This window comes from Aquimarina discodermiae (genome assembly GCF_040786235.1).
Lineage (GTDB): Bacteria > Bacteroidota > Bacteroidia > Flavobacteriales > Flavobacteriaceae > Aquimarina.
Genome location: NZ_JBFMKP010000037.1, coordinates 1 through 14,941, shown reverse-complemented (window position 1 = coordinate 14,941; position 14,941 = coordinate 1). Strand labels below are relative to the sequence as shown.

Annotated in this window: 10 protein-coding genes; 1 reads left to right on the top strand and 9 read right to left on the bottom strand. The window is 32.6% G+C overall.

All coding sequences use genetic code 11. From position 1 onward, the window contains the following. Positions 1–36 precede the first annotated feature (36 nt). From ABW636_RS19705 to ABW636_RS19670, 8 genes are all read right to left on the bottom strand, one after another. The gene (locus ABW636_RS19705) at positions 37–918 is read right to left on the bottom strand and encodes a DUF4249 domain-containing protein (RefSeq protein WP_367591804.1); all 882 of its coding nucleotides are present in this window, start codon (positions 916–918) and stop codon (positions 37–39) included. A 2-nt stretch (positions 919–920) separates the two neighbouring features. Continuing rightward, positions 921–3,605, bottom strand: coding sequence for a TonB-dependent receptor (locus tag ABW636_RS19700; protein ID WP_367591803.1), 2,685 nt, complete (start codon positions 3,603–3,605; stop codon positions 921–923). A 153-nt stretch (positions 3,606–3,758) separates the two neighbouring features. Further along, entirely contained in the window at positions 3,759–4,742 is a 984-nt protein-coding gene (locus tag ABW636_RS19695; protein WP_367591802.1) for a FecR family protein, read from the bottom strand. A gap of 47 nt (positions 4,743–4,789) precedes the next feature. Beyond that, entirely contained in the window at positions 4,790–5,293 is a 504-nt protein-coding gene (locus tag ABW636_RS19690) for a sigma-70 family RNA polymerase sigma factor (protein WP_367591801.1), read from the bottom strand. Between the two features lie 134 nt (positions 5,294–5,427). Continuing rightward, positions 5,428–7,434: an excinuclease ABC subunit UvrB gene (gene uvrB / locus ABW636_RS19685; RefSeq protein ID WP_367591800.1), complete on the bottom strand. Its 2,007-nt coding sequence runs from the start codon at positions 7,432–7,434 to the stop codon at positions 5,428–5,430. A 47-nt stretch (positions 7,435–7,481) separates the two neighbouring features. Then, entirely contained in the window at positions 7,482–9,968 is a 2,487-nt protein-coding gene (locus tag ABW636_RS19680) for a T9SS type B sorting domain-containing protein (RefSeq protein WP_367591799.1), read from the bottom strand. Positions 9,969–10,153: 185 nt separating this feature from the next. Next, positions 10,154–10,990: an ABC transporter permease gene (locus tag ABW636_RS19675; protein ID WP_367591798.1), complete on the bottom strand. Its 837-nt coding sequence runs from the start codon at positions 10,988–10,990 to the stop codon at positions 10,154–10,156. 4 nt (positions 10,991–10,994) lie between these two features. Then, positions 10,995–11,894, bottom strand: a complete 900-nt coding sequence (locus ABW636_RS19670; RefSeq protein WP_367591796.1) for an ABC transporter ATP-binding protein — start codon at positions 11,892–11,894, stop codon at positions 10,995–10,997. A gap of 212 nt (positions 11,895–12,106) precedes the next feature. Between ABW636_RS19670 and ABW636_RS19665 the strand changes: the two genes are divergently transcribed. After that, the gene (locus ABW636_RS19665) at positions 12,107–13,177 is read left to right on the top strand and encodes a hypothetical protein (protein ID WP_367591795.1); all 1,071 of its coding nucleotides are present in this window, start codon (positions 12,107–12,109) and stop codon (positions 13,175–13,177) included. 229 nt (positions 13,178–13,406) lie between these two features. Here the strand turns inward: ABW636_RS19665 and ABW636_RS19660 are convergent, their stop codons facing one another. Beyond that, the gene (locus ABW636_RS19660; RefSeq protein WP_367591794.1) at positions 13,407–14,603 is read right to left on the bottom strand and encodes a serine hydrolase domain-containing protein; all 1,197 of its coding nucleotides are present in this window, start codon (positions 14,601–14,603) and stop codon (positions 13,407–13,409) included. Positions 14,604–14,941: the final 338 nt, after the last annotated feature.

Genomic DNA, 14,941 nt, shown 5'->3' with positions numbered 1-14,941 from the left:
TATTTTGAAGTTTGATAAGCTCTATAATGGTGATTCTTAGGGGACGTGTTTTTTTGATAATACCATGGTTTTATTAGCAGTGATTTCAATTGTAAAAATCGAAGTATCATAGTTGATAGCAGCAAAATTACCAAGGGCAGTTTGGCTTTTGGTGGTGTTTGTCATATTGCCAGTTACGTTAACAGGAGGAGTAGAAAATAATTCACCCGGATTTTCTCCTTCAATATTTATATTTCTAAACTCTCGTAATATATCTACATTGGTTAGGTATTGATAGGTGTTGGCATTTACATGGGTAAGTTGTACTAATAAAATGTCAAAAGCTTTATTTATTTCGGGTTCTAGAAATGTATCTTTGTTTCCGTCAAAAAGAATATCATTTATTACAATTTCGTCACTATCGATAGGGTTGAAATCTATAAAATAGACGATACTTAGGTAATAAAAATTACGTTCATTTTCTACATCATCAAAGATAATACGAGGAATGTTATTAACGATTTCTATACTTTTGATAGGGACTATTTCTTTAAGTGTTTCTGGTATAGATTTAAAAGAATCTTCGTTAGGGATAGAAACCTCTATCCAATATTGATTTCCTACAATTGGATCGATTATATCAATACTCTCGTATGCTCCATTTGATTCACTAAAATTATTAGTTACTACAGAAGTATTTCCATTTTTATCTTTTGTGTATAAAGTTACTTTGGCGTTGGTAACGAAATCAGGTGTATTACTATCTATAGGAACGGATCTCTGGATACGAAGTGTTGCCTTCTTTTCTACGGCATTTACGCCTCCTGTAATAAATATCTGGGGTACAAACTCAACCTCAGAAGTAACTTCTCTGGTACAGTTCATAAGTAAACCAGAGCACAGTAACAGAAATGTATTTAAAAAAAATATTTTTTTCATAACTAAAATTTGAAATTATAGGTGAAAAATGGAATTGGTGCTCCAATTGTAGAAAACCTAAATGTTTTAAACTCCCCATCGTTAAAACTGTTGTATTGTGAAAAGGTATTTTTCCTGCCATAAATATTATAAATACCAAAAGACCAGCTGTTTTGCCATTTTTTGTCTTTTCTATTGGGAGTGTAAGAAAATGAAAGATCCATTCTGTGAGTTTCTGGAAGCCTGTGTTGGTTTCTGTTAGAATAGGTGAGAAATGGAATATTGCCTACAAATATTTTTCCTGTGGGAACAGTAATTGGTCTACCTGTTTGGTAGGTGAAAAAGAGGGTGACATCCCATTTTTTTCCAAGTTTGTAACTTGTTGTGGTATTAATAATGTGTGGTTTGTCATAATTAGAAGGGTAGTAGGTGCTATTATTAAGGTTTTCAGAACTAAAAGGGCTGGTTGTTTTTCTTTTGGCAACAGAATAGGTGTAGTTAATATTTCCTGTTAGTTTTCCTTGATTTTTATAGATACTAAATTCGGTACCATATGCAAAACCTTTTGCTGGTAATAGTTGAGTTTCCAAGTTGTTATTTACAAATAAATCTGCTCCGTTTTTATATTCTAGTAGGTTGTTAAATGTTTTGTAATAGCTTTCTATTAAGAAATCAAAAGTTTTGTTGTTAGTCGTAAACTTATAGCCTGTGGAAAATTGGTTGACGATAAGGGGCTCAATATGTTTTCCAGATGGTCTCCAGATATCATAGGGTAGTGTAGCAGTAGTGTTAGAAATTAAATGCAAATATTGTAGTAATCTGTTATACCCAATTTTAAAAGTGTGTCTTTTAGTAAAATCATATTTTAAGGATACTCTAGGTTCTAAACCTGCATAATTTTTTATTACTTTTCCCTCTGCATACGTTATGGTTTCTGTGATAGAGTTTTCGGTTTTTGGAAGATCCGAAGCATAATTAGGAACACTATTTGGACCTAAATTTGCAAACCAGGAGTATCGAAGCCCGGCGTTTAACAAAAGGTGTTTCCATTTTTTTTCATATTCGAAATACGGAGCAATTTCGAGTCCTCTTTCAATATTCAAACTAAAGTTATTTTTTCCTTCTTCGTGAACCTCTACATTTCCCGGTGTAAATTTATGATAGGTGTTATGTGCTCCAAACCTAATTGTGGTATTGGTATTTTGATACCAGGTAAAATCAGGTTTTATAATCCAGTTTTCTATAGAAGATTTCCAATCATAATTAGATCCTAGAGAATTTAAAAAGCTAACTCCCATGAAATTTTGAGATGAAAGTTCATAGTTATATTTACTATATATACCTGAAATATTCATAAATAAGTTATTTGATATGATGTTATTCCATCGTATGGTACCAGTTGTATTTCTCCATTTTAGACCAACTCTTTCTTCTTCCTCTTGATTTGTTGGGTCGAGAGGGTCAAAAAAAGTTTCATAATTTAATTCCATTATGTCAGATCCAAAGTAACCAGAAACATAAATTTTGTTTTTATTATTAATAGACCAGTTTAGTTTAACACTTAAATCATCAAAATCTAGTTTCGAATTTTTAAAATCTTCGTTACTTAATAGAGGTAATAAGAGTCCGAAATATGATTTTCTTCCAGAAGCAAGAAAACTTATTTTGTCTTTTTTTAAAGGACCTTCTATGGTTAGTCTAGAAAATAACATTCCTATTCCTCCTTCAACCTGCCAGACTTTTGTGCTTCCTTCTCTAAGCCTAACATCCACTACAGAAGAAGCTCTTCCTCCATATCGTGATGGAATTCCTTCCTTGTATAGCTTAATGTCTTTAATAGCATCGTTATTAAAAATTGAAAAAAAACCAAATATATGTGATGAATTATAGATGGGAGCCTCGTCTAGTAATATTAAGTTTTGATCAATATTTCCACCTCTTACATTAAATCCAGAGGCTCCTTCGCCAACAGTATTTAGCCCTGGTTGTGTCAAAAAAGCTCTGGTCACATCTGCTTCTCCCAATAAAGATGGTAATTTTTTAATAGCTTCACGTTTTAAGTTGGTTACTCCAAGAAAGTTTTGATTTTTTTGTTCATTGTTTTTAGAAGAAATAATTACAATTTCATCTAATGTATTTACTTCTGGATAGAGTTCTATATCCAAAGTAAGAGCTTCTGTTAAGTCGATTTCTATTTCTAGTAGATCAAATCCAATATGCGAAAACTGTAAAACATATTTTTTTTGCGGGAGTGTTAATGAATAGTATCCATATTCATTAGAAACCGCTCCCGAGTTTTTACCCTTTACCAAAATACTAGCGCCAATAAGTGTTTCTCCTGTAATTGCATTTTTTATGATACCATTAATAGAATACTTTATGTTTCCTGTTGAAGGGGCAGAGCTATTTTTGTTAGATAAAACAATACGTTTGTTTTTTAATTGATAGCGAATAGTAGTGTCATCAAACAAATTGGACAGTACTATGGCAATTTCTGCTTCAGAAACAGCAATACTATAATTTTGATATTCATCAATTTCATCATTATTGTAGATAAAGTTGTAAGATGTTTGTGCTTCAATATCTCTTATTATTGTATATAAAGGAGCATTATCTACATTTAATGATATTGTACTTTGAGATAAAGCAGGAATTGTTATGAATATTATCAATACGACATGATAATAATGTTTTTGAGATAACCTCATTAAGAAAACCAGTTTTTTGTCATTTTCTAGACATGTCTATGCTAAAAAATGGTATAATTTTATATTTTTAGAGTTCAAAAAATTAGTACTGATTTTGTTGATCTGGTATTAATTAGGCACCTATGTGGAGAAATGGCAGTTTCTCCACATTTTTTATTGAATTATAAACTCGTTATTTGATGGTGTCTTGTATGTAAAGGATTTGGTTAATTGAAGTACTTCTAAAATTTCAGAAATAGGAGTACCTTTATCAAAAGTACCTGTAAACTTATAGTTTGATATTTTTTCATTTTCAAAGTGTATTGTTACGTTATATTGGTTAGAGAGATCTGAAGCAATCTCGGTAAAAGACTTATTTCTAAATTGTATTTTACCTGATTTCCAACCTACGACATTTTCTATAAAATCTACTTTTTCCTTAACTACTTTTTTGCCTTTTTGAGAAAAGGTAACTTTATCGTTAGGAATCATGGTCACCTTGTTGTTGAAATGTGTATCTGACGATACTTCTACTTTTCCGGTTAATAGAACTGTTTCTGTATATTTATTTTTTTGATATGCTTTTATATTAAAACTTGTACCCAATGCCATTACTCTAATATGATCTGGTGTATCTACTGTAAAAGGTACTTCTTTATTTTTAGCGACTTCAAAAAAACCTTCTCCTTCCAGATACAGAGTTCTTGGGGCATCTTTATCATAAGTTAACTTACTTGAAGAGTTTAACCATATAGTAGATCCATCAGGTAAATCTATTTGTTTGTGTTCTCCATATGCAGTTTGTATGGTGACAGTATCATTATTAAGGTAGAAAATATAGGTGGCAGAAACAAAAAGTAATGCAAATATAGCTGCGTATTTAAGAATTGATTTCCAATTGTTGTTTTGAGAAGAAGTATTGCTGTGGTCTTCTAATGCTTCAAAAAATCGCTGTTTAGCCAGATTCGTATCTACAGGCTCTTGCTTTTGGTATGGGTTTTTACCGGTAATAAGATACGTGCTTTCTATTTGCTTAAAAAGGGAATCATCATAATGGTCTGATTGCATCCATTCCTCAACTCTTTCTATAACATCATGATCGGACTGTTTAGAAACATATGCCCAAATATCGGTTTCTGTTATTTGACTATTTTTCATTACCACTATTTTGTATATATGACGAATATCATTGGGTGTACCCTATATTATAAATAATTTTTTAATTGCTCTCGAAAAATAGACAATGCCTTTGATATATGCAGTTCTACCGTTTTTATTGAAATATTTTTCTGAGAGGCGATCTCTTTATAGCTTAGTCCCTGTTCTCTTGATAATCTAAATATTTCAAGTGTCTTTTGATTCATGGACGCATAGATGTTTTGAATTTGTTCAGACAATTCCCACTCATGATTCATTTCTTGTTGAGAATCTCGATTGAGTGCGTATAAATTTAGATGCTTGTTTTTCGTGTTGTTTTTACGATGATGATCTATTATTTTATTCTTTAAAACAGTTATAAGATAAGATTCTATAGATCTCTCTACCTTGCTAATCGAATCGATTTTTTGCCATAATTTTATAAAAGATTCTTGTACTAGCTCTTCTGCTATTTCTTTTTCTCTAAGAACTTTATATGCATAATTATAAAGCCTTCGATAATGTCTGTCATATAAAACTGAAAATCGTTCTTTTTTTTTACGTGATAGCATTAGCAGTATATTTTGCTTTTTATGTATGTAATTGGTGTGTAACTAAAAACTTCTTTAATTATTCAGTAGGGGGCTTAAATAATATGCTTTATGGTGCTGCTAAAGGTACTATTATTTTTTTATTCGACCGTATATTAATGCTTTTGGGCATGTATTTTGTCTTGAAGCATTTTTATTTCATCACGCAAACGGGCAGCAGTCATAAAGTCGAGCTCTTTGGCAGCTTTTTCCATTTCTTTGCGAACATTACGTACACGTGCTTCTAATTGCTCCTTGGTAAAATATGCAGTTTCTTCCTCTGCAGCTTGTAACGTAGGAGCTACTTCAAAAGCATAAGATTCTGTCTTTTTACCAGAAAGAGCACTATCTAAAGATTTTTTGATAGCAGTAGGAGTAATACCATGTTTTGTGTTGTATGCTATTTGTTTTTCTCGACGATATTCTGTAGCGTCAATTGTTTTTTGCATACTATCGGTAATTTTATCGGCATACATTATTGCTTTTCCATTTACATTTCTAGCAGCTCTCCCTACCGTTTGTACTAATGACCTTTGGTTTCTTAAAAAACCCTCTTTATCTGCATCCAAAATTGCAACTAACGATACTTCTGGTAGATCCAAACCTTCACGTAATAGATTTACACCTATTAATACGTCAAAAAGACCTTTTCTTAAATCTTGCATTATTTCTACTCTTTCCAAAGTATCTACATCACTATGTATATAACGACATCTGATATCAATTCTAGTCAAATATTTGGTGAGTTCTTCTGCCATTCTTTTGGTTAATGTTGTCACCAAAATACGTTCATCTACTTCGATTCGTTGTTGTATTTCTTCAATCAAATCATCAATTTGATTTAAACTTGGGCGTACTTCTATGATGGGATCCAGTAAACCAGTGGGGCGAATAATTTGCTCTACAAATATGCCTTCACTTTTTTGTAATTCGTAGTCGGCAGGAGTAGCGCTAATGTAGATCACTTGATTTTGCAACGCTTCAAGTTCTTCAAATTTTAAAGGTCTGTTATCCATTGCAGCAGGAAGTCGAAAACCATATTCGACCAGATTTTCTTTTCTGGATCGGTCTCCTCCATACATCGCATGTGTTTGCGGTACGGTAACATGACTTTCATCAATAATCATTAGATAATCGTCAGGAAAATAGTCTAGTAAACAGAAAGGTCTGGTACCTGGGTTTCTTCCATCAAGATATCGTGAATAATTTTCGATCCCAGAGCAGTACCCCAACTCTTTGATCATTTCTAAATCAAAATTTGTACGTTCTTCCAGGCGTTTTGCTTCCAGAGGTTTTCCTATTTCCTTAAAATACTCAACTTGTTTTCCTAAATCCAGTGCTATTTGATCAATTGCAGTATTTAGTATTTCTGGCGAGGTTACAAACATATTTGCGGGATAGATGGTTAACCTATCGTATTTCTCTATCACTTGATTGGTTTGTACATCAAAAGCTTCTATTTCTTCGATTTCATCACCAAAAAAATGAATTCTAAAAGCATCATCTGCATAACTCGGAAAAATATCGACTGTATCTCCTTTTATTCTAAAATTACCATGTTTAAATTCTGCTTCTGTTCTTGAGTATAAACTTTGTACCAGACGATGCAATAACGAAGTTCTTGATACTTCTTCTCCCGTTTGGATTGAAATCACATTTTTTTGAAACTCGATAGGGTTTCCGATACCATATAGGCAAGATACAGAGGCAACTACCAAAACATCTCTTCTTCCCGACAAAAGTGATGAAGTAGCACTTAATCTAAGCTTTTCAATTTCGTCATTAATAGATAAATCTTTTTCTATGTAGGTGCCCGAAGTTGGTATGTAAGCTTCTGGCTGATAGTAATCATAATAAGAAACAAAGTACTCTATTGCATTGTTAGGAAAAAACTGTTTAAACTCAGAATATAACTGTGCTGCAAGTGTTTTGTTATGTGCTAATACGATCGTAGGTCGTTGAGTTTTCTCAACAACATTAGCCACTGTAAACGTTTTTCCAGAACCAGTTACACCCAGCAAGGTTTGGTATTTTTCGTCAGATGCTATTCCATTAACAAGTTGTTTGATAGCTCCAGGCTGATCCCCGGTGGGTTTAAATTCGGATTCCAGTACGAATTTCATAATACTCTTCTTTTTCACAATAAAGATACCAAATACCGCGAATAGAATTAGCGAATAAGAGAGAAACTTCCGGTAAGGATTCTACCATCTTCTAATTCAGAACGAAACCAGTATTGGTTTGCAGGTAAAATTTGCCCGTTATAGGTGCCATCCCATCCAGAATCTCCTACTTTTAGCTGAACAAGCAGTTTTCCGTAACGATCAAAAATATAAAGAGTCGAACTTGGCATTATTTCATTTGATACCCCTATGATGTTCCATGAATCATGAAAACCATCACCGTTAGGAGTAAAATATTTTGGGAAACCTATCACCGAAATTTCTTTTGTGGTAACAGGTAAACAACCGTTTTTATCTCGAACATAAATGGTATGAAACCCTGGAGGCACATTGGTTAGGGTAGGGTCATCTTGATATGAACCAATAACACCATCTATGGCTATGGCATATTCGTAATTACCTAATCCATCAGCCATAATAGTTACGGTATTGTTATCACGAGCATCTTTGATAACTGTTGAAGTAATTGTCGCACTACCCGAATCAATAACATTTACTGTTCTGGTTTTAGAGCATCCGGTTCGTATATCGGTTACTGCAACGGTATAAGTTCCTGATTGACCAACAAAAATGGTTTGACTAGTTTCATTTGTAGACCATAGAAAAGTAAAATCGTTTGAGTTACTGCCAAATTGTAAACCACTGTCGATTTGGATATTGGTTTGGTTTTGACAAAAAAAGACTTCGTCTTCTGTGTTAATTTCGGGTAAAGGGTTAAGAAATAATTGCACTTGATTGATACCAAAACATTGATTTAGGTTTTCTACCCTTGCAAATACGATATCTTGTCCTTGTGTTAAAGCAGTAGTATTGGTTATTGAAGTTATAGGGTTAGATTCACTCAATGCATCTTCTATAGATTGGTAATAGCTTACTACCAAATTAGGAGTGGGTATACCATTTAGTATCTGAGGGTCAGCTAATGAAAGATCAAATTGTCGAAATCCATCCTCTATGCCATCATCATCACATAATGTTAGAATAGCATCATTTGCAGATGTAACACTAACTTCCAGATCTAAGGTAGAAATTCTAAAACATCCAGTAGTGTCATTGATGACACGAACAAATAATTGCTGATTTACCATATTGTTTTGATAAACGATTGTGTTTGATATAGAAGGTGTTCCTGCATTTGCAGATGCCATATCTTCAAAAAACAATACTGTTCTGTTAGTTGTGCCTCCCGTGATCTGATCATTCGCTTGGTTAAGATTAAAAAGGGTGATACCGTCTGTTGGATCCATATATTCATCACATTGTACCAAAGAAACTGCGTTTGCAGTTGGCAAAGAATCTACTTCTAGATTAAATTGCGTAATACTTATAGTATTGACACAGGGTTCTGAAGGAGCATATTGCGCTCTAACAAAAATAGCCTGAGGGTTTGTCGTATTTGTGAAAGGAGTATTTTTATCTATGGCGTTAGCACCAGTATTTGCATCTGGTAATGAAGTGTGATAAGTTAATATATGATTTGTAGGACTTAATCCATTAAGGATTTCATTGTCTTTATCTCTCAATAAAAAAGAAACAAATCCATTACTGTCATCACCGTCATTGGCATTATCACAAATCGTAAATGGGGTTGGAGTAGTTATTTGTGGTCCTGGAATGGTTATCAATGTAAAGGTATCTGTAATAAAGCAACCAGTAATTGTATTTTCTATACGTACATGAATGGTTTCATTATTTTGAGTACTCAAATAGGGACTGCTAAGAGGTGCATTATCAATACTGGCATCTTCCTCTGTAGTATGATATGATATTACAGTATTGGTTTGTGTTCCTAATATTGCTGCAGTGTTGCTATCTAGATTAAAATTTGTGACTCCATCATTGGCGTCTCCAACAATATCACATTCTGTAAGATCGAGGTTTGTGGTTGTGCCAGCTGTATTTATAGGACTATCGGGTAATAATGCTGTCCCGGTAAATTCGATATCAAATCCTCCATTCTGGGAAAAATTATCAACCAAAATAATATATTCTTCTCCGGCAAGAGCATCTATAGATCTAACAAAACCGTTTCCTAGAATTCCTGGGCCTTCGGATAGATCTGTTTCTGTATCTCTAAGACCTGTTAGAGTTGATACTCCTGCTGAAATAGGATTTGTAGACGAACATCTAATAGAGTTTCCTAAAGTAGCACATGAAACGTTAGGGCCATATACTGCAAAATCATAATCTTCGCTAGAGCTAGAAGATTCTGGGGTTATCGTAAATGCAAGGGTTCCTGATTGTACAATATTTACTCGCAACCATAAGCTTTGGCTTTCAGGAACAACAAAGCATGCAGGTGAATTACTACCTATTGGAGCGAAATCATTAGCTCCTATACCATTAGAGTTTAATTCTAGATTAGTATTTCCACAAACAGTAATAGAGTTAACACAGTCAGTAGGCTCATTTTGAGAATAACCAACAAAAAATAGGGAGAAAGCAAATAAAATTAAACGTATTTTTCTTTTCATTTGAGGCATTTTTTGCCGGCAAGATATTAAATAATAAATAATTAAATAGAAAACTACTTTATACACCTTATCTGTGACAATATATGTGTTATCCTTGTTCTTATAAATTTACCATAACGACCATTGATAAAAAAGAAAGCATCAGATACTACGATCGAATGCTTTTGAAACTTAGCCTAAATGTGTTACAAGTCTCTCTTTTTTAATATTTTGTAGGATAGAAAGATGAAAATAGCTGTCCAGATAAGAACTATTAAAATTTCATACCAATGTACTGCGTAGTCTTTTTGAAAAGATTCTCCTAGCTGGCTGGCAGCAGATTTAATGAAATTTAATCTGCTAAAAGGCTCGCCAATTAAGTTAGACATGGATTCTAGAGGAAAGAACTGAACAATAGTATCAGCTACCTTCGTTCCTTTAAAAATTTTAAACTTTAGTACAGCATATGTAATGTTTTCCAGCACCCACCAAATGAATAAAAATCCTAGTGCAAAAGCTGATCGTTTTACCAATATTCCAAGAAATATACAGAAAGAGAAAAAACCAAGAAGTTTGGTGAAATAAGCGATAATATATTCGAGATCAGTAATTATGATCGAAAACTCACTGTAATCAGAAAAGGTTAATCCCAAAATCAACGATACCAGTAGTAAAAACAGTGTAGATATTAATGAAAAAGCAACTACGGTAAGAAATTTTGATGCTATAAATTCCTTTTTACTAAGACCATCAATAAGGTTTTGTTTTAAGGTTCTATGACTATACTCATTGGCCATCATTGAGACAATGATAATTGCCAAAAATAACTTTGCCCAGGCAGCGATATAAGAATTGAAATGCCATATATATGGAAAATTAAAAATTCCCTGATCAGCAATTCTAAAATGAATTCCTGCAAAATTGAATTCTATAGAAGCAATCAGTGCAATAAACGTAATTAGAACAAAATAGGTGATAATAATTACTTTAGAAGCTTTATTGTGTCTTAATTTTTGAAATTCTATATTTAGTAATCTTAACATTCTATTAGTTTAAGTTGTTAGTTAGTTGTAAGAATTGTTCTTCCAGACTTTCTTTTCGTTTTACCAAATGGGTTAGCGTAATTCCGTCTTTACTCAGTTGTTTATTAAGGCTTTCTGCATCCAGTTCATGTGCTAAAAAAGCAATGATTTTGCCGTCTTCTTCTTTAAATCGATCAAACTTATCATGTTTAGAAATCCATTCTTTTAGAATTGTATTTTCATTGCTATTCAATTCAAAAAAACCATGACTTGCATTCATTTCATCAACTCTTCCCGAGTAAAGTTTGGCTCCTTTTCTAAGAATCACCACATGACTACATACTTTTTCTACTTCATCAAGTAGGTGAGAAGCAAGTAAGATAGTGGTACCTTGTTTGGCAATTTTTTTAATGATTTCTCTAATTTGATGAATTCCCTGCGGGTCAAGACCATTGGTAGGTTCATCCAGGATGAGTATTTCTGGGTCATTGAGTAACGCTGATGCGATAGCTAATCGCTGCTTCATTCCTAAAGAGAAGGTATTAAACTTACTATCTTTTCTATCTAATAACCCCACGATTTCAAGCTTTTCTTCTATTTTAGAGGTTGAAACTTCTTTGATTTGACACACAAGTTTTAAGTTTTGTACTGCGGTCATATAGGGATAAAAATTAGGACGTTCTATAATTGCTCCTACTTTTTTAAGAGCTTCGTGGGTGGAGATATTACCATCAAACCATGTGAACTCTCCTGATGTTTTATTGACTACGTTAAGCACAATTCCTAAAGTGGTAGATTTGCCACTTCCGTTAGGACCCAGAATACCATAAACATTTCCTTTTTTTATAGTAAAAGATAGATTACTAACTGCAGTGAGTGCTCCAAATTTTTTAGACAAGTTGTTTAAGGTAAGAATATTTTCCAATTCGTTTGTTTTTGGAGGTTATATAGTTAAGAGACGATAAATCCGGTTTTTTGTTACATCCTATTTTAAACTATTGTTGGATTTAAATCGTATTGTTTGGTTAGATTTTCTAGCAAAAAACTAGTTTAAGCAGGAATACAAGCGAATTCTATGATAATCCTAATCTTCGCATTTTTGAAATTTGTAAATTGCCTTTTTTACCTGAAGTTGCTATGGACGAAAAGTTAATGTCGAAAAAAAAACCTACGTACCCTATTGGAGATATGTTGGATAAGTATTTGAAAGAATGTAACCGTAAAATTAAGATTCCGGTATTTTATGATGACCTCTTAAGATTTGCTGGCTCTGTGGTAGTTTATGATAATAATGATCAGGATACTTTATGGGTTCGAGTGTATTATGAAGAACATGAGCGCCCAGAAATAGAGTCAAGTCTTAAAAAAGTGTACATTATACTTCACTCTGATGGAAATTTTGATGCAATAGAATTTCTTAATATTGATGCCATTGATTATTGTACTTTTGGTAACTCTAAACCATTTAGGATAAAGATTAGAAATATTCTTAATGATAATTATACGTATATCTATGTAAAAAAAGCAGATGCATCTCGAATTTATGGATTAGAGTTAGAACATTTGTTTTCACCCAATAGAATTAATTTTTTGGTGTATAAAAACACCTTAATAGAAGAGCATATTGCAGGAATCCCTGGGGATGTATTTATCAAGGATTTTTTACCTGATTTAAGTGATCAGGCCAAGGCGCAAATCGCTAAAGAGTTTGTGAAATTTAATGAACGATGTCAGATGCGTTTATTAGGGGATATGCGATCTTATAATTATGTGATTATCCCAATTCATGATTTTGATCATGTAGAGTATAAGATACGGCCTATCGATTTTGATCAACAATGTTTTGAAGGAAAATTAAAAGTGTATCAACCGCAATTTTTTAAGGAAAATTATAAGATGGTTAAAGTGGTTACCGATAGATTGCAACCAAGTTCTATAGAACAATATAAGAAAGAAGAACGCTCAATATTAGCCAAGCGTATAATGACAACCAGATCACGATATGAAAATCTTGTGGCTTGCATGTGCGAAGATCGAATTACTACACAAGAGAATTTAAATGAACTTCGGGAGCATCTGTATAATTTTACGTTAGACTTAAAATTTCGACGTAGCCAGTCGATGGGTGAGATTCTAAAAACGGCCATGGAGTTTGTAAGACGTAATTATGAAAATATAAATATGAAGAGACTTCTTGATGGAGATTGAAAAAAAATAGACAAAATTTATTGAACACCGTCAGATTATAAATTAAGTATTCAAAAATATATTGGATATGTATTTTGTCCATGCCCAAGTATCTACTGGTTCCTTTTCCAAAATACTTTTTCACAGGAATAAGTTAAATTTATTCCTGTGAAAAAGTAATAAAAAACGAATATTACATCAAGTAGCATGAATTCTATTTAAATACGCAAAATAAGGTTAAAATCTACTTTTAATTGAGTTTCTGATTTATCACTATATTCCAGATTTTATCTATGGTATCACCAATTTCAATAAAATCATCACTCATATTTGTAACAAAATAATATCCTCTATTCTTTACCGGATCAAAGGCACACATAGTGATCACTCCTGGATCACCACCTGTGTGTCCAATTACACCATTCTCATTAATATCCCAAAAAAGACCCTTATACATGTTTTGTTCTTCATTATTTTTAGCCTGAGTACGAAACATTTCTTTATAAGAATGTGATGATAATAAAGTGCCGCTCCCTTTAAAGCCTTTCATCATTTCCATTAGGTATTTACTAAAATCTGAAGGGCTGGTTATCAATCCACCATCTGCTTTTGTTACCAATGAGTATTGAGGTACGACAAATTCTTTATCATAATATAACTCAGCAAAATTTTTCATATTTACATCATCAAAACCCCAACCTGTTGCATTCATTTGTAAAGGTTCGAAAATATGTGTGTTGGTAAACTCTTCGTATGTAACCCCAGTTGCACATTCTACCACAAATGCAGCTAATGTTGCAGCAATATTGCTGTATTGATATCTTCCTCCTGGAACATCTTCAGTAAAATTATCCATGGTATACCAATCACCAGATGTAGACAATATATTTTTTAAAAAAGCAGATTCATCTATTTTTACATTGGTTTTTACAAATCCCATAATAGGTTGAATATCTGTTGGATATAGTGATGTGTCTACCTCGTCTGGGTTTTCGAATACGTAACTTCTGAAATACATTTCACCATCAATAATACCTGATGTATGTGTGGCTAAATGTCTAATAGTAATTTTTTTATCTGGATGATGCGGACTGACAACGGTAAAAGGTAAATATGAATTGATGTCGGTATCCAGATCAAGTTTACCAATTTCTACAGCTTTCATTATTGCCAATCCGATTAGAGTTTTTGATATAGATGCAATATTCTGAATTGTGTGACTTCCGTATTTTTCATTTTTAACTATAGATTCATATCCAAAAGAGTTTTGATATATGACCTTGTTGCTATTTACTACTGTAACAGAAAATCCCGCCAGTTCTGAATCTTTTAAAGCTGCTTCTAATTTTAAACTAAGAGCATTGTTGTTTGTATTAATATTGTTATCATCGTCATTACACGCTATTATAAAAAATAACACTAGTATGAAGGTTATAATTTTTTTCATTTCATTATAGTTTTATACATTCTTTAAAAAATAATAAAAGGCCACTTTATTCTTCAATGATATCATTATCAAAGACAAGGGAAAGTTAAGAGGATTGCATTTGTTCGAATTTTTAACAAATATTTGTAATATGAAAAAGTTTATACTAACCCAGATGATGGGTGAGTAGTTCGGATTAAAATAACATCTTTATGAGCGTTTTTTATGTAAAAATCATTTATTGGTCACAAAACTGGTTTAAAACCCTGCACTTTAGTGCAGTTACTTTAGTACTATAAAAATCTATATTTTAGATTTATGGAATCAAAATATAGAAAAAGCTCACATACAGTTAGTAG

Excerpts from the sequence above, each read along its gene's own strand:
- ABW636_RS19665 (WP_367591795.1), top strand. The coding sequence starts at position 12,107 with ATGGACGAAAAGTTAATGTCGAAAAAAAAACCTACGTACCCTATTGGA.
- ABW636_RS19680 (WP_367591799.1), bottom strand. The coding sequence starts at position 9,968 with ATGAAAAGAAAAATACGTTTAATTTTATTTGCTTTCTCCCTATTTTTT.
- ABW636_RS19700 (WP_367591803.1), bottom strand. The coding sequence starts at position 3,605 with ATGAGGTTATCTCAAAAACATTATTATCATGTCGTATTGATAATATTC.
- ABW636_RS19705 (WP_367591804.1), bottom strand. The coding sequence starts at position 918 with ATGAAAAAAATATTTTTTTTAAATACATTTCTGTTACTGTGCTCTGGT.
- uvrB (WP_367591800.1), bottom strand. The coding sequence starts at position 7,434 with ATGAAATTCGTACTGGAATCCGAATTTAAACCCACCGGGGATCAGCCT.
- ABW636_RS19675 (WP_367591798.1), bottom strand. The coding sequence starts at position 10,990 with ATGTTAAGATTACTAAATATAGAATTTCAAAAATTAAGACACAATAAA.
- ABW636_RS19695 (WP_367591802.1), bottom strand. The coding sequence starts at position 4,742 with ATGAAAAATAGTCAAATAACAGAAACCGATATTTGGGCATATGTTTCT.
- ABW636_RS19690 (WP_367591801.1), bottom strand. The coding sequence starts at position 5,293 with ATGCTATCACGTAAAAAAAAAGAACGATTTTCAGTTTTATATGACAGA.
- ABW636_RS19660 (WP_367591794.1), bottom strand. The coding sequence starts at position 14,603 with ATGAAAAAAATTATAACCTTCATACTAGTGTTATTTTTTATAATAGCG.